Origin of the sequence: Microbacterium resistens, assembly GCF_021172025.1 — a bacterium.
Taxonomy (GTDB): domain Bacteria; phylum Actinomycetota; class Actinomycetes; order Actinomycetales; family Microbacteriaceae; genus Microbacterium; species Microbacterium resistens.
Genome location: NZ_CP082781.1, coordinates 2,474,752 through 2,500,424 on the forward strand (window position 1 = coordinate 2,474,752; position 25,673 = coordinate 2,500,424).

Below are 25,673 nucleotides of genomic sequence, written 5' to 3' on the forward strand. Positions count from 1 at the left end.
CACCGACCTGGCCACCGTTTCCATCCTCACTGGGCAGGATCCTGGGGCTTGTGCCTGGTCAGGAAAAGCGCCGCGACGAGGGCGACCGCCAGGACCGCCGCCGGCAGCAGCATCGTCTGCGCCATGCCCGTCGAGAACGCCGCCCCCACCGCCTCCGGGAGTGCCCCGCCCCCGCCGATGCCGCCCGGCGCCTCGTCCATTCCGGGCAGGTTGGCCTCGAGACGCGCCTGCATGAAGGCCGCGATCGCCGACGAGCCGACGACGGATCCGATCGTGCGGGTCGTGTTGTAGATGCCCGCCCCGGCTCCCGCCTGCCGCGGCGGCAGGTTTCGGGTGGCCGTCGTGGCGAGCGGACCCCACATCCCCGCGTTCCCGATGCCGAGCAGCGCCGAGGGCAGCAGGAACATCCAGATCGGCGAGTCGAGGTTCATCAGCGCCGCGTTCCACAGCAGCCCCGCCCCGACGAAGAGGAGGCCGGGCACGAGGATGAACCGCGGGTCCACCCGGTCCAGCAGCGAGCCGGCCAGGGGCGCGAGGGCGCCCGAGATCACCGCCATCGGGATCATCAGCAGCGCCGCCTCGGTGGGGGTGAGTCCCCGGGCGAGCTGCAGGAAGAACATGAACGGCAGCGACATGCCGGTGACCGTGAACCCGACGGCAGCGATCGCGACGTTCGCGCCGGAGAAGTTGCGGTCGCGGAACAGCCCCAGCGGGACGAGCGGCTCGCTGCGGGTCCGAGCCTGCTGCAGGACGAACACCGCCAGCAGCACGACACCGGCGATGATCAGGCCCCAGACGGAGATCGGGCCCGCGATCACGCCCCAGTCGTACTTCTCGCCCTCCTGGAGCCCGAAGACGATGAGGAACAGGGCGGCGGCGCTGAGCACGACCCCGACGACGTCGAAGCGGTGCGGGTGCGTCTTCAGGCGCGGGACCAGGATCGCGGCCAGCACGAACCCGATGATCCCGACAGGCACGTTGATGAAGAAGATCCACTCCCAGCCGAGACCGTCGACGAGCAGGCCGCCGACGAGCGGCCCGACGAGCGTCGCGACGCCGGCGGTGGCGCCCCACAGCCCCATCGCCGCACCGCGACGACCGGCGGGGAAGGTGCGGGTGATGACCGCCATCGTCTGCGGCGTCATGAACGCCGCGCCCAGTCCCTGGACGGCGCGGGCCGCGATCAGCCCCTCGAGGGTCGTGGACAGGCCGCACCACAGCGACGCGCCGGTGAAGACGACGAGCCCGATCAGGTAGATGTTCTTCGGCCCGAACCGGTCGCCGAGGCGCCCCGTGATGAGCAGCGGCACCGCGTACGCGAGCAGGTAGGCGCTCGTGACCCACACGACGTTGTCGAGGTTGTTGGTCTGCGGATCCAGTGCGGCCTTGATCGCCGGGTTCGCCACCGAGACGATCGTGGTGTCCACCAGGATCATGAAGAAGCCGATGACGAGGGCCCAGAGGGCGGGCCACGGGCTGGTCGGCTTGTGGCCGATGGCATAGGTGCCGGTCGAGGTCGGGACCCCGGCCGGTGCGGTCGCCTGCTCGCCGCCGTTCGATTCGGTCATTCGTGCGCCTTTCGCTCTGCAAGACAGTGATCCGGGTCCGCGCCCCACGCGAACGCGGGGTCGCCCAGACGCGGGAGGAGTTGGTCGAGCCAGTCGAGGTCGGCCTGCAGCAGCATCCGCTGCCGGGTGATCTCGAGGATGTACTGCTCGGGGATCCGGCGCTCGGCGGCCGAGGCGATCCCCTCTTCGTGGTGCGCGAGGTCCTCCTGGACCAGGGCGCGGCGCTGCTCCAGCAACGCGATGACCTCGGCGCGGTCGAGGTTGTGCGCCTCCGCCACGGCCACGCGGAACCGTGCCGGGTGATCCAGGCGACCGAGCTCCCGGCGCACCCAGTCGCCGACCGCGTCGGCTCCGGCGGACGTGAGCGTGTAGGTGGTGCGCTCGGGGCGATTGCCCTCGCGATCCGTCCCCACCTCGGCCAGGAGTCCCTGCTCGTTGAGGCGCGAGACCGTGTGGTACAGCGTGCCGTTGGTGATCGAGATGAGCCGGTCGTCACGACGCTGACGCAGCAGGCGCGCCATCTCATAGGTGTGCATGTCGCGCTCGCGCAGCAGCGCGAGCACCATGACGCCGAGGGGCGTGAGCGCCGGGTCCTTCACGAGTCCTCCATTTCGATTAGTCCATATGGACTATCCGAAGAGGACTATACACGCCCTTGCCCCCGCCCGCTCGCCGCGTTCCGACCCGCCCTGTCGAGTGGTCAGTTTCTGTGGGTTGAACGGCGCTGAACCCACAGAAACTGACCACTCGATAGACGGCGGCGCGAGGATGCGGCGGCGGGGCGGGGTTACGCGGGCGCGGGGGCCTGGAAGGCGGTGAGGAGGTGGTCGAGCGCCTCGCGCGCCTCCGCCACGTCGAGAACCCCGGCGAGCCAGCGCTGGCTCAGCCCCTCGACCATCGCGGTGAGCATCGCGGCGAGACTCTCGGGCGCGAGGTCGCTGCGCATCGACCCCTCGGCGATGCAGCGCAGCACGCCGATCATCACCTGGTCGTTCCAGTCCTCCGTCACCGCGCGCAACTGAGCGTGGAGGGCGTCCTGGGCGTTGGGCAGCGCCGCGACCTCGTTCCACACGAGGTTCAGCTCGCGCACGGACGATCGCTCGTCGAACTCCGCCAGCAGGGCCGTGCGCAGCGTCTCCCGCGCCGCCACCCCGGGTGTCCGGTGCAGGAGGTTCGTCGACGGAGCGCGCCGCGCCGCATGCTCGAGGGCCGCGGTCAGCAGCGCCTGCTTGCTGGGGAAGTGGTACGCGAGCAGGTGCGGGGTCACGTCCGCGGTGGTGGCCACCTCCGACATCCGCAGCGCCTGCAGCCCCTTCTGTGCGATGAGCGACGAGGCGGCGGCGAGGATCCGGTCCCTCCTGCTGGCCGACTCGCTCACGGGCGCCCCGCCCCGGTCCGGGACGAGAGATCCAGATGATCCGCCGCCGCGGCCAGCAGGATCCGGGCCTCCTCCTCGGACATGAGGTCGGTCGCCACGCGCTGACGCAGTCCGTCGGCGAGGCTGCTGAGCACGCGGACGGTGCGCGCATCCGCGCCCGAACGCTCCGCCACGGCCGTCTCCCATCGGGTCGTCGCCGCATCCAGGGCTCGCCGCACCTCGGCGTCGAACACGGCCTCGCGCAGGGCATCGGCGCGCAGCCGGGCCCACGCGCCCGCCGTCATCGGGGCGCCGACGAGCGCGGCGGCGTCCTCCTCCGCCGGGAGGCCGTCGAGCGTGTCCAGCGCGCGGACCAGCGCCGCGCGCAGGAGGGCGAGCCGACCGCCGAAATGGTAGTTGAGCAGCCCCAGCGACACCCCGGCGGCCCGAGCGATGTCCTCCACCTTGGCGGCATGGATCCCGTCGCGAAGAAGCACCGACGCCGCCGCGTCGAGGATGCTGTCGCGCGCGTCGCCGGTCGGTGACGTGGGGGTCGGCACCGTTTCCACCCTCCTTGCGGGATCGGCACGGCACACCCGTACGAGCGGGTGGGAGTTCGGTGCCATCCTATGCTCCCACCCGCCCGGCCTCGCGGGTCAGATGCCGCCGTGCACCACCCGGCCGCCGACCATCGTGAGCAGCACCTCGGTGTCGACGATCCGACTCGGGTCGATCTCCGTGATGTTCTGGTCGATCACGATCAGATCGGCGTACTTGCCGGTCTCCAGGGATCCCGTCACGTCGTCGGCGAGCATGGCCGCAGCACCGTTGAGGGTCAGGACACGGATGGCCTCGGCCACGGTGAGCCCGCGCTCCTCGCCGAGCCTGCCGGTGTACGCCTCGCCGCCGTCCGGGTTCTCCCGGGTGACCGCGACCTGCATCGCGAGCCACTCGTCGAGACGGTCGACCGGCCAGTCGCTGCCGAGCGCGACGGCCGCACCGGCGTCCGTGAGGGATCCGATCGGCTCCGAGCGCGCGAACCGCTCCGGCCCGAGCCGGTCCTTCGTGCCCTCGATGGAGTCGAACGAGGGCTTGGCCCACTGCAGTCCCATGACCGGCTGCACGTTCAACTCGGCGAAGCGGGGCCAGTCCGCCGGATCCACGTTCTCGGCATGGCCGATGAGCAGCGGCAGGTCGCTGTCCACGTCCGCGCGCACCGCCTCGTAGGCGTCGAGGATCTCGCGGACGCCGCGGTCGCCGATCGCGTGGGGCTGCGCGGCGATCCCCTCCTTCAGCAGAGCGCCGGCGACGGCAGCGAACTGGTCGGCCGTGTAGTACGGCTCCGGTCCGGCGCTGGTCCCGGGCGCCCACGCCCCGTCGGGGCCCTCGACGAGATACGGCGCGAGCATGCTCGCCGTCTGCGCGGGCGCCTGCGTCACGCCGTCGATGAAGATCTCCCCCACGCTCGTCACGGAGATCCCCGGCGCCGCGCCCTCCTCGGCGCGCGTCCAGGTGTCGCGGTAGTCGACCACGTCCGCCACCGCGGCCTCCGGGTCGGTCGCGGCCGCAGCCATGTCGACATCCGGCGACAGGTGCACGCGCGCCGTCAGCTCGCCGTCCTCATGCAGGGAGGCGTACGCCTGCGCCGTGCCGGCACCGGCGATCTGGTCCATGAAGGCCACCACGCCCTGGGCGGCGAACGCCTCCAGCGCCGCGGCGGCGGAGGCACGGGTGTCCTCCTCGGTGGGCGCGGGCAGCAGCGTCCGCACCGCGTCGATCGCACCGTCCTCGAGGATTCCCGTGGGCTCGCCCGCGGCGTCCCGGGCGATGTGGCCGCCGTCCTGGTCCGGGGTGGCCGCGGTGATCCCCGCGGCGGCGAGCGCCACGCTGTTGACGACGGCGCTGTGCCCGTCCGTGGAGTTGACGATGATCGGCCGGTCCGCGCCCAACGCGTCCAGGACGCCGCGGTCGGCGTCGGTCCCCGCGGGCTGCATCGCCTGGCGATACCAGCCGCGGACGCTGAGAGCCACGTCGGACGGCTCGTCCGCCATGTCGTCGAGGCACTCCTGGATCCGCGCCTGGAACTCCGCGACCGTCAGCGGATCGTAGGTCAGCGAGCACCCCGCGAGGTTCCCGCCGCCGCCGATCGAGTGCGTGTGTCCGTCCTGGATGCCGGGCATGACCATCCGCCCGTCGAGCTCGACGACCTCGGTGCCCTCACCGATGTACGGCTCCGCTCCCTCGTCGTCGCCGACGTAGACGATGAGGCCGTCGCGGATAACGATCGCCTCCTGGACGCTGTCCTCCGCGTCCACGGTCCAGATGAAGCCGCCGCGGAGGACGGTGTCGGCGCGATCCATGGAGGGTCCTTCCTGTGCCGCGGTGCAGCCGGCCAGCAGCCCGGCGGCGACGAGCACGGCGGCAGCGCCGGCCGTCGCGCGAGAACGGGGTGTGAGACGCATGACGATCCTTTCATTGGGGGTGGTGAGAGGGGTGCACGAGGCACGGGAGCGCAGCGGCGCCCCCGGGGACAGGAAGGGGTGGAGGTGGACGGGCTCTCGGAGCCCGTCCCGACGATCAGCGGGTGAGGCCCGGCTCCGGTTCGCCCTGAGGATCGCGCTCGGCCTCCTCGATGCCGAGGGAGACGACCGGGCGGCGGAAGCCGCGCGTGAGCACGATCAGGTAGACGAGCCCGACCGCGGCCCAGACGACGCCCGCGATCATCGCGTCCGGACTGAGGTGGATCCACAGCAGGCCCGTCCCGATCGCCCCGATCACGGGGAGAACGAGGAAGCGGACGATGTCGGCCGGCGTCCGGCGCCGCCCCTGCCGGACGGCGTAGTGCGCGATGACCGAGAGGTTGACGAACGTGAACGCGACGAGGGCGCCGAAGCTGATCATCGACGACATCAGCTCCAGCGACATCCCGACCGCCAGGAGGATCACGGCACCGGAGATCACCGTCGCGTACAACGGGGTGCGGCGAGTCGGATGGATGACGCCGAACACCCTGCGGGGAAGGACGCCGTTGCGCCCCATGACGTAGAGCAGGCGCGAGACGCTCGCGTGCGAGGACAGCCCGGAGGCCACCGCCGCGGCGAACGCCACCGCCGTCGCCGAGTTCGAGCCGGTCACGATGGTCGTGGACCCGACCGAAAGCGCTCGTGCGCGCCGCATGCTCGGCGCCGAGATCGAGATCGTCGAGCGGACGGTCGACGACTTCTGGATGCGGGACGCGGGACCGACCTTCGTGCACGACGCCGACGGCGCCGTCGCCGCCGTGGACTGGATCTTCAACGGCTGGGGCGGACAGGAGTGGACCGACTGGACGCACGACGCCGGGCTCGCGCGGTTCGTGGCGGAAAGGGCGGGAGTCCCGGTCGTGTCGTCGCTCCTGGTGAACGAGGGCGGCGGCATCCACGTCGACGGCGCCGGGACGGTGCTCGTCACCGAGACGGTGCAGCTCGATCCGGGCCGCAACCCGCTGGCCGACAGGGCGCGCGTCGAGGCGGAGCTGCGCCGGACGCTGGGCGTCACGAACGTCGTCTGGCTCTCCCGCGGCCTCACCCGGGACTATGACGCGTTCGGCACGCGCGGCCACGTCGACATCGTCGCCACTCTGCCCGAGCCGGGCCGGATCCTCCTCCACGCGCAGCGCGACCCGGCGCATCCGGATCACGCGGTGACGCGCACGCTGCGCGAGGAGCTCGTCGGCGCGCGAGACGCCGCCGGGCGACCCTTCGAGATCGTCGACGTCCCCGCGCCCGCCACCCTGCGCGACGACGAGGGATACGTCGACTGGAGCTACATCAACCACCTCGTCGTCAACGGCGGCGTCATCGCCTGCGCCTTCGGCGACGAGCGCGCGGATGCCGAGGCCCGCGAGATCCTGTCGGCCGCCTATCCCGGACGCCGCGTCGTGTCCGTCGACGCACGGGAGCTCTTCGCGCGTGGGGGCGGCGTGCACTGCATCACCCAGCACCAGCCGACGGCGCGCTCGTGAACGTCGTCGAGGCGGGGATCGCCGAGCTGCGTGCAGCCCTGGAGTCGGGCCGGGTCACCAGCACGGCCCTCGTGGCCGCCTATCTGGAGCGGATCGCCCGGTACGACCGGCACGGCACCGCCCTCGGATCCGTGCCCGTGCTGAACCCGGAGATGTTCGCCGAGGCGCGCGCCTCCGACCGGCGGCGGCGGGAGGGGCGGGTCCGCGGCCCCCTCGACGGCATCCCCTACACGGCGAAGGACAGCTATGCCGTCGAGGGCCTGCCGGTCTCGGCGGGCTCCCCCGCGTTCGCGCGGCTGCGCGCCGGTCGCGACGCGTTCGCGATCTCGCGCCTGCGTGAGGCGGGGGCCGTGCTCGTCGGCCTCACCACCATGCCTCCGATGGCGAACGGCGGTATGCAGCGCGGGCTGCACGGCCGGGCGGAGTCCCCGTACAACGCCGACTACCTGCCCGCGGCCTTCGGCTCCGGGTCGTCCAACGGCTCGGGCGTGGCCACGGCGGCCAGCTTCGCGGCGTTCGGGCTCGGGGAGGAGACCTGGTCGAGCGGCCGCGCCCCCGCGTCCAACAACGCGCTGTGCGCCTACACGCCGAGCCGCGGGGTGATCTCCGTGCGCGGGAACTGGCCGCTCGTGCCGACCATGGACGTTGTCGTGCCGCACACCCGCACGATGGCCGATCTGCTGGAGGTCCTGGACGTGATCGTCGCGGACGACGAGGACGCGCGCGGCGACCTGTGGCGCAGCCAGCCGTGGATCCCGATCCCGTCCGCGTCGTCCGTGCGCCCCACCTCGTACCGCGCGCTGACCGACGAGGCCTCGCTGGCCGGCGTGCGCCTGGGCGTCCCGCGGATGTACATCAACGCCGACCCGGACGCGGGCACTGCGCCCTCCCCCGGGATCGGCGGGCCGACCGGGCAGCGGATCGTCGCCAGGGCCACCGTCATGGACCTGTGGCGAGACGCGCGCCGCGCGCTGGAGGCCGCGGGCGCCGAGGTGATCGAGGTCGACTTCCCGATGGTGTCGCGGTACGAGGGCGACCGACCGGGGATGCCCACGATCGCCACCAGGGGACTCGTCTCGCCGGAGTACCTGGCCCGGGAGATCCTGGACCTGTCCGCGTGGGCGTGGGACGACTTCCTCGCCGCCAACGGGGATCCCGCCTTCCCCGGTCTCGCCGGCGTGGACGGCGCACGGATCTTCCCGGCGCCGACCGGGGCGCTCCCCGACCGCTACGACGGCTTCGACGACGACATCGCCGACTATCCGGAGCAGGTGCGTCGCGAGCCGCGCCACAGCTTCCTCGAGATCCCGCACCTGGAGGACGGGATGCGCGGGCTGGAGGAGACCCGGCGCGTCGATCTGGAGCAGTGGATGGACGAGCGGGGTCTGGACGCCGTGGTGTTCCCGGCCGTCGCGGACGTGGGGCCGGCGGACATGGACGTGGACCCGGAGTCCGCCGATCTCGGCTGGCGCAACGGCGTGTGGGTGGCCAACGGCAACCTCGCGATCCGGCACCTGGGGGTCCCCACGGTGACCGTCCCCATGGGCACCACCACCGACATCGGAATGCCCGTCGGCCTGACCTTCGCGGGCCGCGCCTATGACGACTCCGCGCTGCTGGCGCTGGCCGCCGCCTTCGAGCGCACCGGCGAGCGGCGTACCGTCCCGCCCCGCACCCCCGCCCTGGATCCCGTGCCGGCGCCGGCCGCCCCGACCCCGGCGGACGACGCCGAGCTGGACCTCGAGGTCGAGTGTGTTCCGGCCGACGAGGACCACGACGTGTTGCGCATCGCGGTCCGCACGGCGGAGACGGGACTGCGTCTCACCGTCGACGGACGCGAGGTCGAGACGGCCCGGGACGGCGACGCCCACCGGGTCGCGGTCGTGGTCTCGCACGAGCAGCGCCGCCACAGCGAGTGGCAGCCGCCCTTCGGGCACCTCGTCGTGGCGGTCGCGGGCGGTCACGCCGGCGCCTTCCGCGTCGTGGGCGGCGCCTGACCCCGCCCCGCGGAGACCTCGCGCCCCTGCGGACGACGCACGTCCCTGCGGAGGACGCGAACCCGGGCGGATCGAGAACACGATTCCCTCCGTCGGAGCATGAGAACTCCGGGTTGACGGCGATCCGGGCGCGGGCGCGGAGCGCGCGGTCGGAGGACAGGGAGGGGCGTCAGGACAGGGCCGTGGCGAGCTGCGCGGGAGTCAGGGGACGATCCGCGTAGACGAGCCGCTGCACGAAGGGATCCGGATTGCCGACGTCCGGAGCACGGTGGACCAGGGTCAGGCCGACCTTCTCGGCCACCGCCGCCGAAGCGCGGTTGTGCTCGACGAGGAAGGCGATGACCGGCCGCTCCGGCGCGATCTCGGCGGCTCGGGCCAGAGCCGCACGCGACAGCTCCGTGGCGTATCCGCGCCCGTGATGGTCGGCCGAGAGGCGGTAGCCGAGGTTCCACACGGCGGCCGCTGCGCCCTCGCCCGGACGGATCGTGCAGCCGCCGTTGCCGATGACGGCACCGGATTCCGGCAGACGGACGACCCAGGACCCGAGCCCCGCATCGCGCCAGCTGCGCCGCCACGACTCCAGCAGGCGCGCGGTCTGCGCCCGGTCTGTGTGCCGCAGGCTCGGGAAGTGCGTCCACACGCGCTCATCCGCGTAGATGGCATGGACGGCGTCGAGATGCGACTCGTCCGGGGCGCTGAGGAGAAGTCGGTCGGTGCGGTGCTCGGCGTCCATCGTCCGGAACGATACGCCGCCCCACCGACACACGGCTCCCAGGAACGCGTCGACCCGGTTCCGCGGCGGGCGGCGCGGCCGGGATAATGGCCAGGTGAGCCTCCCCACCACCGCCCTGCACCTGCCCGGCTGGCGTCATGTCTATTCCGGCAAGGTCCGCGACCTGTACGCGTCCGAGGATCCGGCCGACACGCGCATGCTGGTCGTCGCCTCCGACCGGGTGAGCGCCTTCGACGCCGTGCTCGAACCCGGCATCCCGCAGAAGGGGGCGCTGCTCACCCGACTCAGCCGCTGGTGGTTCGACCGGCTGGCCGAGGGGGACGACCCGATCGCCCACCACCTCGCCGCGGGCGAGATCCCGGCCGCGGTCGCGGACCGCGCCATGCTCGCCCAGTCGCTGGAGATGCTCCCGATCGAGTGCGTCGTGCGCGGCTACCTCACGGGGTCCGGCTGGGCCGAGTACCAGGCCGAGGGAACGGTCTGCGGCATCCCGCTTCCGGAGGGCCTCACCAACGGCGACCGCCTGCCCGAGCCCCTCTTCACCCCCGCGTACAAGGCGCCGCTCGGCGAGCACGACGAGAACATCACGTTTGCACGGACCGAGGAGCTCGTCGGCGCCGACCGGGCCGCGCAGCTCCGCGCCCTCTCGCTCGAGATCTACCGCCGCGCCTCCGCGATCGCCGAGTCCAAGGGGCTGATCCTCGCCGACACCAAGTTCGAGTTCGGGATCGACGCCGACGGCGTGCTCCGCCTCGCCGACGAGGTGCTGACCAGCGACTCCTCCCGGTACTGGGACCGCGAGTCCTGGGAGAACAGCACGACGCCCGAGGAGCGGATGGCGAGCTTCGACAAGCAGATCGTCCGCGACTGGCTGGCGGCGAACTGGGACAAGCAGGGCGAGCCCCCGGTCCTGCCCGAGCGCATCGTCACCGAGACCGCCGCCCGCTACGCCGAGCTCATCGACCGCCTCACCGCGTAGCCACCGCGGCGTTCGGGGACTCTCCGGCGGCCCGAGCGCTGTCCCGCCCCGCGAGGCCGAGGACGACCGCGCCGCCACGGACGCGGAAATACTCCGCGACGCCCACGAGTTGGGACGCATATGACCCGCATCGGATCCAGTGACCTCGACGTCCTTCCCCTCTCGCTCGGCGGCAACGTGTTCGGCTGGACCGCCGACCGCGACGCCTCCTTCGCCGTCCTCGACGCCTTCGCGGCAGGGGGCGGCGATTTCATCGACACCGCGGACTCCTACAGCGCGTGGGTCCCGGGGAACGAGGGCGGTGAGAGCGAGACGATCATCGGCGAATGGCTCGCGTCGCGCCGGCCCGAAGGCGTGGTCGTGGCGACCAAGGTGAGCCAGCACCCGGCTTACAAGGGTCTCTCCGCGGCGAACGTGCGCCGCGCCGCCGAGGCGTCGCTGTCGCGGCTCGGCGTCGACACGATCGACCTGTACTACGCGCACTTCGACGACGAGTCGGTGCCGCTGGAGGAGACGGTCGGCGCCTTCGGACAGCTCGTGACCGACGGCCTCGTGCGCCACGTCGCCGTGTCCAACTACCGCGCCGACCGCATCCGGGAGTGGATCGACATTGCCCGCCGCACGGGCGCCGCGCTGCCGGTCGCCGTGCAGCCGCACTACAACCTCGTGCATCGCAACGAGGTCGAGGAGACGATCATCCCGGTCGCGGAGGAGTTCGGCCTTGGCCTCGTTCCGTACTACTCCCTCGCGAGCGGATTCCTCACCGGCAAGTACCGGTCGACGGATGCGGCGGGGCAGAGCTCCCCTCGCGCGGAGGGAGCGGCGAAGTACGCCACCCCGGCGGGACTGCGCATCATCGACGCCCTCGAGGAGATCGGATCGGCCCATGGCGCCTCGATCGCCGCGACCGCGCTCGCCTGGCTCCGCGCCCAGCCGACCGTCGTGGCGCCCCTCGCGAGCGCCTCGACGGTCGACCAGGTCCCGGACCTGCTCGCCGGCGCCCGCCTGGAGCTCACCGCCGAGGAGGTCGAGACGCTGAACAGCGTCTCCGCGTGGACTCCGGCGGGCCGCTGACGCGGGAGCGCTGGCGCGTATCGGGCGGGCCTCGTCCGACGCGCGCCAGCGAGACCCGGCCTCTCCGCCGGGATCGGTGCCACGGTAGGGTTTCCCCAGCCCTCCGCCCCTGATCCCGAGGAGTCCCCATGCCCCTGTGGACCCTGCACGGCAACGGCCGCACGGTCGAGCCCGGCGCCGTCGTCCGTCCCGAAGAGCGCCTGAACTGGCCGGCGACCATCGCGATCGGCGTGCAGCACGTGGTGGCGATGTTCGGAGCGACCTTCCTCGTGCCGATCCTGACCGGGTTCCCCGTCCCGACGACGCTCCTGTTCAGCGGCCTCGGCACGATCCTGTTCCTCCTGGTGACGCGGAACAAGCTGCCCAGCTACCTGGGCTCGTCGTTCGCGTTCATCGCGCCGGTCACCGCCGCGACCGCCGCCAATGCCACCGGGCAGAGCGACGGGATCGGCGCGGCCCTGGCGGGGATCGTCGCCGTCGGCGTGCTGCTGACGGTCATCGGCGTCGTGGTGCACACCGTCGGCGTGCGGTGGGTCGACCGGTTCCTGCCGCCCGTGCTCGCCGGCACCATCGTCGCCCTCATCGGGTTCAACCTCGCCGGCGCCGCCCACAACAACTTCGCGCAGTCGCCGGTCACGGCCACGTTCACGCTCGCGGTGACGATCCTCTTCGCCGTTCTGTTCCGCGGCTTCCTGGGGCGGATCTCGATCTTCCTCGGCGTGATCGCCGGATACGTCTTCGCCGGGATCCGGGGCGAGCTGGACTTCGAAAAGGTCGCCGCGGCGCCCTGGGTCGGGCTCCCCACCTTCCATCTGCCGGACTTCGCCTCGCCGGGCACCTGGTCCGTGATGGCGATGTTCCTGCCGGTGGTCCTCGTCCTCATCGCGGAGAACGTCGGGCACGTGCGCGGCGTGGCCACCATGGTGGAGGACCCCACGATCAACCGGCAGACCGGCAAGGCGCTCATCGCGGACGGCCTGTCGACCACCGTCGCGGGGTTCTTCGGCGGATCCGGAACCACCACCTACGGCGAGAACATCGGCGTGATGGCGTCGACGCGCGTGTACTCCACCGCGGCCTACTGGGTGGCGGGCATCGCGGCGATCCTGCTGAGCCTCTCGCCGAAGTTCGGGGCCGTCATCAACTCCGTGCCGCCGGGGGTGCTCGGCGGCATCACGACCGCCCTGTACGGGCTGATCGGGATCATCGGAGTGAAGATCTGGGTCGACAACCGGGTGGACTTCTCGCGGCCGGTCAACCAGTACACCGCAGCGGTCGGCCTGATCATCGCGGTCGGCGGGTTCATGATCAAGGACGAGGGATCCGGCTTCGAGCTGGGCGGCATCGTGATCGCGACGCTCGCGGCGATCGTGATCTACCACGGCGGGAACCTGATCGCGCGGCTGCGCAAGTCGGGCGCCGACGATCCGCGCCCGCTCGAGGCCGTCGGCCCCCTGGGCGGCGACCCCGCGTAGCCCGTCCCGACGCCGGGTCACCACGTTTCGTCTCGTCGCTGCGCTCCTCGCTCAACGACCGGAGGGTGACCGGAAAGGGGTGACCCGGAGCCGAGCGGAGCGATGGCCTCATCCGACGCGCCGGCATCGGGCCTGGCGGGAGCCGACCGAAGGACGGCGGGGGACCGCGCGACGGACGAGGCCATCGCGCAGCGGACCGCACCCGACATGACGGTGGGGCGGGTCAGGGGGCGGTTCGCGGGCGCGGCTCGTCCGCGGATCCGGATTCCGCTGACGCCGCATCCGACGCCGCCGCACCCGGAGCCGCTGCTTCCGACTCCGACGGCGGGATCGTCGCCGCGGAGACCCCGGCGCCCTCGCCGAGCGGAAGGAGCGCCAGCGGCAGCGGGCTCGTCGGCTCGGGCAGGCCGTACAGGCGGTGCACCCAGCCGCGCGCGGACTCGAGCGGATACGAGTCGCCGTACACGATGCACTTGCCGAGGATCCCCTCGAGGAGGCTCCGCAGCATGATCTCCTCCACCGCGGGGTCCGCGGCGCCGCGCTCCCGGAAGATCTCGCGCACGGCGTCCTCCGCGGCCGTGACCGCGTCGGCGTGACGCGCCTCGGACTCGGCGAACATCCGCCGGGTGGACGGCTGCTGCTGGATCGCGAGGACGACCCGCTGCAGCGGCAGGGCGACGGCGGTCATCGCGAGCGCCGAGTCGATCACGGCGGTCAGCCTCTCGTCGGCGGTGCCGCGCACCCGCGCGATCCCGACGAGAGCGTCGAACCACAGATCGATGACGGCGGCGACGAGCTGGTCCTTCCCGCCGAAGTAGTAGTTGACCAGGCCCTGCGCGACCCCGGCGCGACGGGTGATGTCGGAGATGGTGGCGCCGTCGACCCCGCGCTCGGCGAACACGTCGATCGCGGCCTCGATGATGCTCTGCCGCGAGCGCTCGCGGGCGCGGCGGTTGTGCTCGGCGGAACGTGCCATGCCGGTGCGCCTCCCTCCATCCGTTTCGGGATTGCGGACGTACCCGCTACGTTACTCACTGAATATTCGTTCAATCTAAGAGAGCCCCCAGCCTCGCTAGGAGTCCGCAGCGCCCGTTCGGGTTCGTGGAGCTGCCGCTGCCGTCGAAGGTGCCGCACATCGTGCTGCGCAACCGGCGTCGCAGCATCGTGCCGACGCTCGGTCTGCGCGGAGCGCGGATGGAGCTGGAGGGCGACTTCGCGAAGACGTTCCTCCTGCTGGTCCCCGAGGGCTATGAGCAGGACGCGCTGTACGTGTTCACCCCCGACCTCATGGCGCGCGTGCAGGATCTCGGTTCCGGCGCGGAGCTGGAGCTCGTCGAGGACCGCGCCTACGTGTACCTTCCGGGCGGCACCCGCTTCGACCGGCCGGAGGTCATGCGTCGGACGATCGAGATGGCCGAGGAGCTGCACCGGCGCCTCGCCGACCGCACCGCGCGCTACCGTGACGACGCGGCCGGGGCCCTGGCGGCCCGGGCGGGTGTCGCGGTCGGCCTCGGCGGGCAGCGTCTGGGCGGTCGGGGGATCTCCCTGATGGCGGTCGCGGCCACCACGGGCGTCGTGATCCTCTCCGCCGGCGTCACGGCCTTCGCCCTGTTCGGCGGAGACCTGCTGCGGTCCCTGGGGGGCTGACCGCGCAGGCAGGGCCGGGAGGGAGTGCCCCTCGGGGATCCCCTCCCGCGCCCTCGGACGTCAGTCGATGACGGCGACGGCCTCGTCCGCGCCGACCGCGTCCCCCTCCTGGAGCTCGCGACGCAGGACGCCGGCCCGGTGCGCCACGACCGTCGTCTCCATCTTCATCGCGTCCAGCACGGCGACCGCGTCCCCCTCGGCGACCTCCGCCCCGTCGGCCACGAGCCAGCGCACGAGCACGCCGGGCGCGGGGGCGGCCAGTCGCGCGGGGTCCGGTCCCGGCACCGGTCCGGGCTCCGCAGGATCCGCCGCCCCGGCGAGGCCCGCGAGCAGCGCCTCGGGGATCCCGACCCGGATCCGGCGGCCGTCCACCTCGACGGCGAACCGCCGCATCCCGCTCTCCTCGGCGGGCTCCGGACGCTGCTGCGCCTCCGACCGCGGGAGGAACTCCGCCTCGATCCACTGCGTGTGCACGCCGAATCCGTCGGTGGCGAACTCGGGGGCGTCGACGACGAGCCGGTCGAACGGGACCACGGTCGCCGGCCCCTCGATGTCCAGCTCCCGCAGGGCGCGGCGGGCCCGGACCAGAGCCGCGTCCCGCGAGGGCGCGTGCACGACGAGCTTGGCGATCAGGGAGTCGAAGGCGGCAGGGATCGTGTCCCCCGCCTCCACACCGGCGTCCCAGCGCACGCCGGGCCCGCCGGGCACCCGCAGCCGGTCGACCCGCGCGGGGCTCGGCAGGAAGCCGCGGCCGGGATCCTCGGCGTTGATCCGGAACTCGAAGGCGTGCCCCTCGGAGACCGGGGTCTCGGTGAACGAGGGCCCGTCGCCCGCGGCGATCCGGAACTGCTCGCGGACGAGATCGACGCCCGTCACGGCCTCCGTCACGGGGTGCTCGACCTGCAGGCGCGTGTTGACCTCCAGGAAGGAGATCGTCCCGTCCGCGGCGAGGAGGAACTCGACGGTCCCCGCGCCGCGATAGGCGACCTCCGCGCAGATCCGGCGTGCGGCCTCGTGGATCCGGTCCCGCTGCGCGTCGGACAGCCCCGGCGCCGGAGCCTCCTCGACGAGCTTCTGGTTGCGACGCTGCAGGGAGCAGTCGCGGTCGCCGACCACGACCACCGTCCCTCGACCGTCGCCGAGCACCTGCACCTCGATGTGGCGGGGCGATTCGAGGAAGCGCTCGACGAAGCACTCCCCGCGCCCGAAGGCGGCGACCGCCTCGCGCGTCGCCGCCTCGAACGCCTCCGCCACCTCCGCGGCGTCCCGGACCACCTTGAGCCCCCGGCCCCCGCCGCCGTACGCGGCCTTGATCGCGATGGGAAGGCCGTGCTCCTCGGCGAAGGCCACCGCCTCGGCCGGACCGCGCAACGGCCGGTCGGTCCCCGCCGCCAGCGGTGCCCCCACCCGCTCGGCGATGCGACGGGCGGTCATCTTGTCCCCCAGCGCGTCGATGCTCTCCGGCGTCGGGCCGATCCAGGTGAGCCCCGCGTCCTCGACCGCTCGTGCGAACGCGGCGCTCTCGGACAGGAAGCCGTACCCGGGGTGCACGGCGTCCGCGCCGGCGTCGGCCGCGGCCCTCAGCAGCGCCGGCACGGACAGGTACGTCTCCGCGGCGGAGGAGCCCCCCAGGCCCACCGCCTCGTCGGCGAGCCGCACGTGCATCGCATCGGCGTCCTGGTCGGCGTACACGGCGACCGAGGCGTACCCGGCCTCGGCGCAGGCGCGGACGACGCGCACGGCGATCTCGCCGCGGTTCGCGATCAGGATCTTCTTCATGACGGGTCCTCCTCGGACGATGCGCCGCGGCGCGGCGCCGCGCGGAAGCGGATGCGGGCGCCGGGCGGCAGCTGCCCGGCGAGATCGAGATCGCGGTCCACGACCGCCCCGATGATCGGGTAGCCGCCGGTGAGCGGGTGGTCCGGCAGGAACAGGACCGGCTGCCCGTCCGGGGGGACCTGGATCGCACCGGTCACCGCGCCCTCGCTCGGAAGCTCCCCCGGCACCGCGCGCTCGAGCGCGACCGCGCCCCGCAGCCGGATGCCGACGCGGTCCGACCGCGGCGTGACCTCCCACTCCTGCCCGAGGAGCGTGTCGAGCGCGTCGGGACGGAACCAGTCGTCACGGGGACCCCAGGTGATGCCCAGCTCGACGACCTCGCCGGCGGCGGGGAGCGCCCGGGGCACCGGCGCGGGATCCACGGCGTGCGGGGCGCGGCGGGGATCCCCGATCCGCACCGCATCCCCGGCGCGCAAGGGCGCCGGCCCCAGCCCGGCGAGGGTGTCGGCCGCACTGCTACCGAGGGCCGGCTCGGCCGCCACGCCGCCGCGGACGCCCACGACCTGACGGAGCCCCCGCACCGGGTGTCCGAGGTGCAGTTCGTCCCCGTCGTCGAGAGCGAAGGGGACTCCGTGGCGGAGAGTCGCCCTGCCGCCGTCGGCGGCGGTGCGGACGAGCTCCGACACGGCCCCCGTCACCGCGGCGACGGTCGCGGGCCCGCGGTAGCGCAGCTGCGCCGCCCCGACGATCTCCAGCGCCGCCGCGCCCGCGTCGTTCCCCACGGCGCGGTTGGCGTCCCGCAACCCCGTGCGGTCCGCGGCGCCCGACGCGGAGACCCCGAGCGCGGCGTGGCCCGGACGCCCCCCATCCTGCACGAGCGTCTGCAGCCCGGGCCGGACCACCTCCAGGACCCCGGACCCGTCGTGCATCCGTTCCCGGGTCGCGCGGCGGTCGCCCGATCCGGCGGCGGCCCCGGCCCCGGCCCCGGCCCCGGCGACAGTCCCGGCCCCGGCGGCAGCCCCGGCCCCGGCGGCCGCCTCCCGGTCCGCGCGCACGAACCGCACGAGCGTCCCCGGTGCGAGCAGCGCCGGCGGGTCCCGGTCGATGTCCCACATGACCGCGTCCGTGCGCCCGATGAGCTGCCAACCGCCGGGGCTCTCCCTCGGGTAGACCCCGGTGAAGTGCCCGGCGAGCGCGACGGACCCCGCCGGCACGCGCGTGCGCGGGGACGACCGTCGCGGCACGTCGAACAGCGGATCCGACCCCACCGCGTACCCGAAGCCGGGGGCGAAGCCGGAGAAGGCCACCTGCCACTGCGCCGCGAGGTGGCGCGCCACGACCTCCTCGGCCGAGACGGCCAGCAGGTCCGCCACGTCCGCCAGGTCCTCGCCGTCGTACCGGACCGGGATCGTCGCCTCCCCGACGTGCGGCACGTGCGCGGCGTCCACGGCCGTGTCGGCGAGCACCGCGGCGAGCGCGTCCGCCGTCGTGCGGGCCGGGTCGAACCGGACGAGGACGGTGCGCGCGCCCGGGACGAGCTCCGCGATCCCCGGGACCTCGGCCCAGGCGAGGTTCAGCCGCATCGCCTCGTCGAGGTCGGCGGCCTCGACGAGCAGGGCGCGGTCGGAGGCGGTGAGGATGCGCATCAGGAACCGCGCCTCATCCCCAGGCGGTCCGTGCCCGGGTGCTCTGTGCCGGCCATGTCAGGACGCGGATCCGGCGAAGGGCGCGATGGCGACGCCCGCCTGCTCCAGGAGACGACGGGTCTCCGCGGCCATGGCGACGGAGCCGGGGCTGTCGCCGTGGACGCAGATGGACTGCGCCTCGACGCGGACGTCCGTGCCGTCGACCGCCCGGATCACGCCCTCCTCCGCCAGCCGCACCATGCGTGCCGCGACCGCCGCCGGATCGTGCAGCACGGCGCCCTCCTGCGTGCGGGAGACGAGCTGCCCGTCTGGCTGGTAGGCCCGGTCGGCGAACGCCTCGGCCGCGACGCGGAGCCCCGCGCGCTCGGCGACCTCCAGCACGACTCCCCCCGCGAGGCCGAGCAGGACCAGATCCGGGTCGATCGCCCGGATCGCAGCCACGACGTCCTTCGCCTGGCGCTCGTCGCGCGCGATCGTGTTGTACAGCGCGCCGTGGGGCTTCACGTAGGCGACGGCGCCGCCCGCGCCGCGGGCGAGCCCGTCCAGCGCGCCGAGCTGGTACTCGACGTGCGCCTGCAGGGTCGCGGAGTCGATGTCCACCGCGGTGCGCCCGAAGTTCTCGTAGTCGCGATAGCCCGGGTGCGCGCCGATCGTCACGCCGTGCGCGACGGCCGCGACCAGCGTCTCCCGGATCCCCTCGGGGCTGCCGGCGTGGAAGCCGCACGAGACGTTCGCGCTCGTGACGATCGCGAGCATGCTCGCGTCGTCGCTGACGATCCGGTCCGGGACGTTCTCGCCGAGGTCCGAGTTGAGGTCGATCACGGGCATGTCAGGCTCCGATTCCGAGGAAGGCGAAGATGGGGCCGATCGAGACGGCGCCCATGTACCAGGTGAGGGCGGTCACGAGGGTACCGGCGACGAGCAGCCAGCGCGGGTAGCGCGTCACACCGAGCAGATCGGCACGGAACCACCCGATGTACATGAACACCGTCAGCCCGATGGGGAGGATCAGGCCGTTGAAGCCGCCCACGAAGACGAGGATCGCGGCCGGGGCGGTGCCGATGAGCAGGTACACGACGAGCGAGACCACGATGAAGACGACGGTCGCCCACTGCAGCGACCACCCGCCGAGGAAGCGCTGGTGGAAGGTGGACAGGAAGGTCGCCGACGTGTAGGCGGCGCCGATGACGGAACTGATCGCCGCGGCCCAGAAGATGGCGCCGAAGATCCGCAGCCCGGCCTCGCCGAGGACCGCGCCGAACGCCTGGCCGGCGGGGTTGGCGGCCTGGCTGGACAGATCCAGTGCCACGCCGCTGGCCACGACGCCCAGGATCGCCAGGAACAGGACGTACCGCATGATGCCGGTGACGAGGATCCCGTTCGCCGCGGCGCGCATGACGGGACCGGCCGCCTCCGGGCCGACGTGCCCCGACGCGAGGTAGCGGTGCGCCCCGGAGTAGGTGATGTAGCCGCCCACGGTGCCGCCGACGATCGTCGTGATCGTGGCGAAGTTGAGCTGGTCGGGCACGATCGTCTGCCGGAGCGCGTCGCCGATCGGCGGCTGGGCGATGATCGCGACGACGACGGTCATCACGATCATCCCGACGCCGAGGACGACGAGGACCACGTCCATGACACGGCCCGCCTTCTTGATGAGGAAGATCATGATGGCCAGCGCGCCGGTGATCAGCCCGCCGATCTTGGGGTCGATCCCGAGGAGGGCGTTCAGGCCCAGACCTCCGCCGGCGATGTTGCCGATGTTGAACGCGAGGCCGCCGATCACCACGAGCACGGCGATGACGTGACCCGAGAACGGGATGGCGCTGTTCGCGAGCTCCCCGGCGCGTCTGCCGGACGAGGTGATCATCCGCCAGATGTTGAGCTGGACGGCGATGTCCACGAGCACGGAGACGAGGATCGCGAACGCGAACGCGGCGCCCATCGTGGCGGTGAACGTCGCGGTCTGGGTGATGAAGCCCGGTCCGATGGCGCTCGTGGCCATGAGGAAGATGGCGCCGATGACGGCGCTGCGGCCGGCGCGCTTCTTCGCGGCGGCGGCGCGCGCGTGCTCCTCGGGAGCGAGGGAGGCGGCGGAGGTCTGCGGGGAGGAATCGGACATACGTGGTTCCCAACGTCGTCGGTGGGGCGGTTTCGTCCGAGTGTAGAACAGATGCGCCCAGATTGTTCAACAATATTAGGGGCAGATCCAACCGCCGTCCGACCGCTCGCCTAGCATGTGGGGGTGACGACGCATCAGGGCCCGCTCGCCGACGAGCTGCGGCGACGCATCATCGACGGCGAGTTCGCCCCGGGCTCCCGGCTGTCCGAGTCGGCGCTCGCCGAACGCCTGGGCGTCTCGCGCAACACGCTCCGCGAGGCGTTCCGGGTCCTGTCCGAGCAGGGCCTGATCGAGCATGTCCCGCACCGCGGCGCATCCGTGGCCTCCCCGTCCATCGCCGACGTCGTCGACATCTACCGCGCGCGCCGCGCGATCGAGTGCGCGGCGCTGCGCGCCTCCGAGCCCGAACACCCCGCGGTGCAGCGCATGTCCGATGCCGTCGCCGAGGCGGAGGCGAACATCGCGAGCGAGGACTGGCGAGCGGTCGGCAGCGCCAACATGGCGTTCCACGACGCGATCGTCGCGCTCGCCGACAGCCCCCGGCTCGCGCGCACGTATCGCGACGTCGCCGCGGAGCTGCGTCTGGCCTTCCTCGAGATCGACGACCCCCGGGCCCTGCACGAACCGTTCGTGCGGAAGAACCGCGCGGTGCTCACCGCGTTCCTCGCCGACGGCCCCGAGGCCGGCGTGCGCGAGCTGGAGAAGTACCTCCTCCAGTCGGAGCGGACGGTGCTGGGCGCCTTCGCGCGGATGGGGCGCTCCTGACGCGACGCGCTCAGGACGAGGATCGGACGACGAGCTCCGTCGGCAGGATGCTCACCCGGGGCGGCTCCCCGCCCGACAGCACGTCGAGCAGGATGCCCGCCATGATCTCCCCCTGTGCGTGCATGGGCTGGCGGACGGTGGACAGCGGCGGATCCGCGGCCGCCGCCGCGTGCGAGTCGTCGAACCCGATGAGCGCCACGTCCTCCGGCACCCGCAGCCCCGCGGCGCGGAGCACCGAGAGCGCCCCGCGCGCCATGAGGTCGCTCGCCGCGACGATCGCGTCCGGGCGGGGCCCCGGCGCGGCGAGGATGCGGCGGGCCGCCTCTGCGCCGCCCTCCTCGCTGAAGCCGCCGTCCTCCACCGCCGCCGGTGCGAGCCCGGCCGTCCCGAGGGCGTCCCGGAAGCCCTGGAGCCGGTCCTGCGCGGCGGGCATCGACAGCGGACCGGTGATCGTCGCGATGCGCCGCCGCCCGCGCTCGACGAGGTGCGCGGTGGCGTCGCGTCCGCCCGCGACGTTGTCCACGTCCACGACGTAGTCGGTCGGTCGCGCACGGCTCGGGCGGCCTCCGAAGACCACCGGCACGCTCTCCGCGATCCGGTCCACGAAGGTGTCGCTCGTGTGATGCGAGACGATGATCGCCCCGTCCACGCCGCCGTTGCGCACGAAGCTCGTCATCTTGTCGCCGGGGTCGTCGCTGGCGATGAGCAGGTTCAGGAGGTAGTCCGACTTCGCGATGCGCGCGCTGATCCCGGAGACGACCGCGGCGAAGAACGGGTCCCCGAAGAAGCGCGACGTGTCCTCCGGAACCACCAGCGCGATCGCGTGGGTCTGGCGGCTGGCCAGGGAGCGCGCCGCGCGGTTGGGCGTGTACTGCAGCCGGGCGATCGCGTCGGTCACCGCGGCGAGCGCGGACGGACTCACGGCGCTGGACCCGTTGACCACGCGCGACACGGTCGACCGCGACACTCCGGCCGCGGCCGCCACCTCCTCGATCGTCGCCCTCGACGCGCTCATGGCGTGCCCCTCATCCCTCCATTCTCGCGCACGCGGGCCCGGTCGCCGCCCCTCTGCCGAGTGGTCAGTTTCTGTGGGTTCACGGCCGCCATGGCCACAGTTTCTGACCACTCGGCGAGGGGTGGGGCCGCGCAGGGGATCAGATCGCGCGCGCGGCGATGATCCGGGCGTACTCGCGGCCGGAGTCCTTCACGATCCGCTCCTGGGTTTCGTAGTCGACGCGGACGATCCCGAACCGCTTCTCGTACCCCCACGCCCACTCGTAGTTGTCGAGCAGCGACCAGGCGAAGTAGCCGCGGACGTCGACGCCGGACTCGAGCGCGTCCCACGTCGCCGCGACGTGCGCGCGCAGGAACCGCGTCCGCTCCTCGTCGGGGACCCGCCTCACCCCCGCCGCACCTCCGGCGCCCGGCTCCTCCACCACGACGTCGTCGTACGCCGATCCGTTCTCCGTGACGTAGAGCGGCAGGCCGGGGGCCTCGTTCGCGACGCGCTGCAGGAGCCGGGTGAGCCCCTCGGGCTGCACCTCCCAGTCCATGCCGGTGCGCGGCAGCCCCCGCTCGACCCAGTGCACGCCCTCGGCGGCGGGGAACGGCGAGCCGGTCGGCCGCGTCACGCCGGCGCCCGGGTCGTGGACGTCCCGGTCGCCTCCGGGCTGCGGATGACCCGACAGCAGCTCGCCGTGGTAGTAGTTGATGCCCAGCACGTCCAGCGGCGTCGCGATCGTGGCCAGGTCGCCCGGCCGGACCGCCTCCTCGAACGCGGACACGGCGTCCGCGTCCGCCTCCCGGATGTCGGACACCACGTCGGCCGGATACGCGCCCCGCAGGATCGGGTCCAGGAACCAGCGGTTGAACTGGCCGTCGATCCGCCGGGCGGCGTCCAGATCGGCGGGATCGTCCGGGTCGGCGGGATCGGCCACCGTGAGGTTCAGGGTGAGGCCGAGACTGAGCGCGGGATCGCGTCGGCGCAGCTCCTGGAGCGCCCGGCCGTGGGCGAGCAGCAGGTGGTGGGAGGACAGCAGCCCGTCGCGGATGCTGCGGCGGCCCGGGGCGTGGACCCCGGCGGTGTAGGAGAGGAAGGACGAGCACCACGGCTCGTTCAGGGTGGTCCAGTGCGCGACCCGATCACCCAGGGCGTCGTGCATCGTCAGCGCATACTCGACGAAGCGGTCCACGGTGTCGCGCGCCGTCCATCCGCCCCGCTCCTCCAGCGCCTGGGGGAGGTCCCAGTGGTAGAGCGTCAGCCACGGCACGATCCCGTTCGCCAGCAGGCCGTCCACCAGCCGGTCGTAGAACGCGATCCCGGCGGGGTTCGGCGCGCCGCCGTCCGGACGCACCCGCGCCCAGGACGTGGAGAACCGGTACGACTGCAGGCCCAGCTCGCGCATCAGGGCGATGTCCTCGTCCGCCCGGTGGTAATGGCCACAGGCCACGTCGCCGGTGTCGCCGTTCGCGACCGCGCCCGGGACGCGGGCGAACGCGTCCCAGATCGAGGCCGTCCGGCCGTCCTCGAACGCCGCCCCCTCGATCTGGTAGGCGGCCGTGGCCGCTCCGAAGAGGAAGCCGGCGGGGAACGAGCGGGACATGCGGTCCTCCTTCATGGCCCGTGCGGGCGTCGCGCCGGGAGCCGATCGTTGAGAGCGCTCCCACGGTACCACCACGGCCCGACGCCGGGAGGTCCTGGCGGCCCTCGGCGACCGCGCGGTCCCGGGGACCCGGCCGGGCGCGGCCCACGGCCCGGGCGGCCGGACACCGGGCGGCCGACGCGACCCCCTACGCTGGATCGGTGACCTCCGCCGCACCCGCCCCCGACGCGCTCGCGCACGCCGAAGCCCTCATCCGCTCCATTCCGGACCATCCGGAGCCGGGCATCGTCTTCCGCGACATCACCCCGCTGCTCGCGGACGCGGAGGCGCTGCGGGCGACGACCGCCGCTCTCGTGGCACCGTTCGCCGGGCGCTTCGACGTCGTGGCCGGGGTCGAGGCGCGCGGGTTCATCCTCGCCGGGGCCGCCGCGATCACGGCGGGAACCGGCTTCGTCCCGATCCGCAAGGCGGGCAAGCTCCCGCAGCCGGCCGCGTCCGTCGACTACGCGCTGGAGTACGGCACCGCGACGATCGAGATGCACGACGACCTGCCCGCCGGATCCCGCATCCTCCTCATCGACGATGTGCTCGCGACGGGCGGCACGCTCGCCGCCGGTCGCCGCATCATCGAGGAGCTCGGACACCGGGTCGCCGGCGTCTCCGTGCTCTTCGAGATCGCGGACCTCGGCGGTCGCGACGTCATCGGCGACGTGCACACGGTGTTCCGCTCCTCCTGACCCGCGCTCCGCTCCGGCAGCCCCGCGCTGCCCGATCCGCACACTCCGTCCCGATCCGCACACGTCAGCCCGCCGTTCCTGTGCAGATCGGGTTCTCCTGTGCAGATCGGGCCGCGGAGGACGGCCGGAGGCGAGCGGGCGTCGCGCATCCCGCGCGATAGACTGGCCCCGCCCTCCCGCCCGCGACTTCCGGAGCCGTTCATGCCCACCATCGTCGTCGACGTCATGCCCAAGTCCGAACTGCTCGACCCGCAGGGGAAGGCCGTCAGCGGCGCCTTCGCCCGCCTGGGCGTGGACGCGTTCGCCGACGTCCGCATCGGCAAGCGCTTCGAGCTGACGGTCGAGGGCGAGGTGACCGAGGACGTGCTCGCCGAGGCGCGCCGCGTCGCCGCCGAGGTGCTGTCCAACTCCGTGATCGAGGACGTCGTGGGCGTCGAGGTCGTCGAATGAGCGTCCGGATCGGAGTCGTCACCTTCCCGGGCTCGCTGGACGACCGCGACGCGCAGCGCGCCGTGCGGATCGCCGGCGCCGAGCCGGTCGCGCTGTGGCACGGCTCGCACGACCTGGAGGGCGTCGACGCGCTCGTCCTCCCGGGCGGCTTCAGCTACGGCGACTACCTCCGCTCGGGCGCCATCGCCGCCCTGTCGCCGATCATGACCGAGGTCAAGGCGGCCGCCGCCGCCGGCATGCCGATCCTCGGGATCTGCAACGGCTTCCAGATGCTCGTCGAGGCGCACCTGCTGCCCGGCGGCCTGATCCGCAACGACCACCAGCACTTCGTCCGTCGCGACCAGAAGCTCATGGTCGAGAACGCCGACACGGCCTGGACGAGCGCTTTCGCCGCCGGCCAGGAGATCGTCATCCCGCTGAAGAACGGCGAGGGCGGCTACATCGCCGACGAGGAGACCCTGGATCGCTTGGAGGGCGAGGGACTCGTGGCGTTCCGCTACGCCGGGGTGAACCCGAACGGGTCGCTGCGCGACATCGCGGGCATCACCAACGCGGCGGGCAACGTCGTCGGCCTGATGCCGCACCCGGAGCACGCCACCGAGCCCGGCTTCGGCCCGGACACCGCCGCCGCCATGCGCAGCGGCGTCGACGGGCTGGGCTTCTTCACGAGCGCCATCGCCGCCGTCGCCCGCGTCGCCGCCTGACGCACCTCTGCACGCGCGGTCGATCGCCATCGCCTCC

The 25,673-nt window shown here is 73.0% G+C and carries 22 protein-coding genes and 2 pseudogenes; 10 read left to right on the forward strand and 14 right to left on the reverse strand.

What is annotated here, in order from left to right; all coding sequences use genetic code 11:
- Positions 1–26: 26 nt before the first annotated feature.
- The 6 genes from K8F61_RS11735 to K8F61_RS11760 all read right to left on the reverse strand — a co-directional run bounded on the left by K8F61_RS11735 (position 27) and on the right by K8F61_RS11760 (position 6,060).
- On the reverse strand, positions 27–1,568 hold the full coding sequence (locus K8F61_RS11735; RefSeq protein WP_418888048.1) for a DHA2 family efflux MFS transporter permease subunit: 1,542 nt from the start codon (positions 1,566–1,568) through the stop codon (positions 27–29).
- Positions 1,565–2,167: a PadR family transcriptional regulator gene (locus K8F61_RS11740; RefSeq protein ID WP_231819238.1), complete on the reverse strand. Its 603-nt coding sequence runs from the start codon at positions 2,165–2,167 to the stop codon at positions 1,565–1,567. The genes K8F61_RS11735 and K8F61_RS11740 overlap by 4 nt, the downstream gene beginning before the upstream one ends.
- Positions 2,168–2,355: 188 nt before the next feature.
- On the reverse strand, positions 2,356–2,946 hold the full coding sequence (locus K8F61_RS11745; RefSeq protein ID WP_067245282.1) for a TetR/AcrR family transcriptional regulator: 591 nt from the start codon (positions 2,944–2,946) through the stop codon (positions 2,356–2,358).
- Positions 2,943–3,485, reverse strand: a complete 543-nt coding sequence (locus K8F61_RS11750) for a TetR/AcrR family transcriptional regulator (RefSeq protein WP_231819239.1) — start codon at positions 3,483–3,485, stop codon at positions 2,943–2,945. Before K8F61_RS11750 ends, K8F61_RS11745 begins: the two co-directional genes overlap by 4 nt.
- Before the next feature lie 96 nt (positions 3,486–3,581).
- Positions 3,582–5,387, reverse strand: a complete 1,806-nt coding sequence (locus tag K8F61_RS11755) for an amidohydrolase (protein WP_231819240.1) — start codon at positions 5,385–5,387, stop codon at positions 3,582–3,584.
- A gap of 115 nt (positions 5,388–5,502) precedes the next feature.
- Positions 5,503–6,060, reverse strand: coding sequence for an APC family permease (locus K8F61_RS11760; protein ID WP_231819241.1), 558 nt, complete (start codon positions 6,058–6,060; stop codon positions 5,503–5,505).
- Here K8F61_RS11760 and K8F61_RS11765 point away from each other — a divergent pair.
- Positions 6,023–6,928, forward strand: a pseudogene (locus K8F61_RS11765) (agmatine deiminase family protein); the annotation flags it as partial. The gene K8F61_RS11760 and the pseudogene K8F61_RS11765 sit on opposite strands and share 38 nt — an antisense overlap.
- A pseudogene (locus K8F61_RS11770) lies at positions 6,892–8,613 on the forward strand (amidase); the annotation flags it as partial. The pseudogenes K8F61_RS11765 and K8F61_RS11770, both read left to right, overlap by 37 nt.
- Positions 8,614–9,094: 481 nt before the next feature.
- Here the strand turns inward: K8F61_RS11770 and K8F61_RS11775 are convergent.
- Positions 9,095–9,658 (reverse strand): GNAT family N-acetyltransferase, encoded by a 564-nt coding sequence (locus K8F61_RS11775; protein WP_067245267.1) that lies wholly within the window; start codon positions 9,656–9,658, stop codon positions 9,095–9,097.
- 94 nt (positions 9,659–9,752) lie between these two features.
- Between K8F61_RS11775 and K8F61_RS11780 the strand changes: the two genes are divergently transcribed.
- The 3 genes from K8F61_RS11780 (at position 9,753) to K8F61_RS11790 (ending at position 13,186) form a co-directional block, all read left to right on the forward strand.
- Positions 9,753–10,637, forward strand: a complete 885-nt coding sequence (locus K8F61_RS11780) for a phosphoribosylaminoimidazolesuccinocarboxamide synthase (RefSeq protein WP_231819242.1) — start codon at positions 9,753–9,755, stop codon at positions 10,635–10,637.
- A gap of 120 nt (positions 10,638–10,757) precedes the next feature.
- Positions 10,758–11,711 carry an aldo/keto reductase gene (locus K8F61_RS11785; RefSeq protein ID WP_067245262.1) on the forward strand — a complete coding sequence of 318 codons (954 nt, stop codon included), beginning with the start codon at positions 10,758–10,760 and terminating at the stop codon, positions 11,709–11,711.
- Positions 11,712–11,839: 128 nt separating this feature from the next.
- Complete coding sequence (locus K8F61_RS11790) at positions 11,840–13,186, forward strand: uracil-xanthine permease family protein (RefSeq protein ID WP_231819243.1); 1,347 nt, start codon at positions 11,840–11,842, stop codon at positions 13,184–13,186.
- 223 nt (positions 13,187–13,409) lie between these two features.
- On the opposite strand, the gene K8F61_RS11795 is transcribed toward K8F61_RS11790, so the two are convergent.
- Positions 13,410–14,162: a TetR/AcrR family transcriptional regulator gene (locus tag K8F61_RS11795; protein WP_231819244.1), complete on the reverse strand. Its 753-nt coding sequence runs from the start codon at positions 14,160–14,162 to the stop codon at positions 13,410–13,412.
- 125 nt (positions 14,163–14,287) lie between these two features.
- Between K8F61_RS11795 and K8F61_RS11800 the strand changes: the two genes are divergently transcribed.
- A complete protein-coding gene (locus K8F61_RS11800) occupies positions 14,288–14,833 on the forward strand; it encodes a hypothetical protein (protein ID WP_231819245.1) in 546 nt (181 codons plus the stop codon).
- A gap of 60 nt (positions 14,834–14,893) precedes the next feature.
- Here K8F61_RS11800 and K8F61_RS11805 read toward each other — a convergent pair whose 3' ends face one another.
- From K8F61_RS11805 to K8F61_RS11820, 4 genes are read right to left on the reverse strand one after another with little or no spacing between them, the layout of a single operon-like run.
- Entirely contained in the window at positions 14,894–16,612 is a 1,719-nt protein-coding gene (locus K8F61_RS11805; RefSeq protein WP_231819246.1) for an acetyl/propionyl/methylcrotonyl-CoA carboxylase subunit alpha, read from the reverse strand.
- Positions 16,609–18,258, reverse strand: coding sequence for a 5-oxoprolinase subunit B/C family protein (locus K8F61_RS11810; RefSeq protein ID WP_231819247.1), 1,650 nt, complete (start codon positions 18,256–18,258; stop codon positions 16,609–16,611). The genes K8F61_RS11805 and K8F61_RS11810 overlap by 4 nt, the downstream gene beginning before the upstream one ends.
- Positions 18,259–18,315: 57 nt before the next feature.
- A complete protein-coding gene (locus K8F61_RS11815; protein ID WP_067247934.1) occupies positions 18,316–19,086 on the reverse strand; it encodes a LamB/YcsF family protein in 771 nt (256 codons plus the stop codon).
- A gap of 1 nt (position 19,087) precedes the next feature.
- Positions 19,088–20,377, reverse strand: coding sequence for an NRAMP family divalent metal transporter (locus tag K8F61_RS11820; protein ID WP_231819248.1), 1,290 nt, complete (start codon positions 20,375–20,377; stop codon positions 19,088–19,090).
- A gap of 123 nt (positions 20,378–20,500) precedes the next feature.
- On the opposite strand from K8F61_RS11820, the gene K8F61_RS11825 reads away from it, so the two are divergent.
- Positions 20,501–21,142, forward strand: coding sequence for a GntR family transcriptional regulator (locus K8F61_RS11825; RefSeq protein WP_067247928.1), 642 nt, complete (start codon positions 20,501–20,503; stop codon positions 21,140–21,142).
- A 10-nt stretch (positions 21,143–21,152) separates the two neighbouring features.
- On the opposite strand, the gene K8F61_RS11830 is transcribed toward K8F61_RS11825, so the two are convergent.
- On the reverse strand, positions 21,153–22,157 hold the full coding sequence (locus K8F61_RS11830) for a LacI family DNA-binding transcriptional regulator (RefSeq protein ID WP_231819249.1): 1,005 nt from the start codon (positions 22,155–22,157) through the stop codon (positions 21,153–21,155).
- Between the two features lie 139 nt (positions 22,158–22,296).
- Complete coding sequence (locus K8F61_RS11835; protein WP_231819250.1) at positions 22,297–23,745, reverse strand: glycoside hydrolase family 1 protein; 1,449 nt, start codon at positions 23,743–23,745, stop codon at positions 22,297–22,299.
- Positions 23,746–23,945: 200 nt separating this feature from the next.
- Between K8F61_RS11835 and K8F61_RS11840 the strand changes: the two genes are divergently transcribed.
- The 3 genes from K8F61_RS11840 to purQ all read left to right on the forward strand — a co-directional run bounded on the left by K8F61_RS11840 (position 23,946) and on the right by purQ (position 25,636).
- A complete protein-coding gene (locus tag K8F61_RS11840; RefSeq protein ID WP_231819251.1) occupies positions 23,946–24,482 on the forward strand; it encodes an adenine phosphoribosyltransferase in 537 nt (178 codons plus the stop codon).
- A gap of 201 nt (positions 24,483–24,683) precedes the next feature.
- Positions 24,684–24,932, forward strand: a complete 249-nt coding sequence (purS, locus tag K8F61_RS11845) for a phosphoribosylformylglycinamidine synthase subunit PurS (protein WP_231819252.1) — start codon at positions 24,684–24,686, stop codon at positions 24,930–24,932.
- The gene (gene purQ, locus K8F61_RS11850; RefSeq protein ID WP_231819253.1) at positions 24,929–25,636 is read left to right on the forward strand and encodes a phosphoribosylformylglycinamidine synthase subunit PurQ; all 708 of its coding nucleotides are present in this window, start codon (positions 24,929–24,931) and stop codon (positions 25,634–25,636) included. The genes purS and purQ overlap by 4 nt, the downstream gene beginning before the upstream one ends.
- The last annotated feature ends 37 nt before the right edge of the window (positions 25,637–25,673 follow it).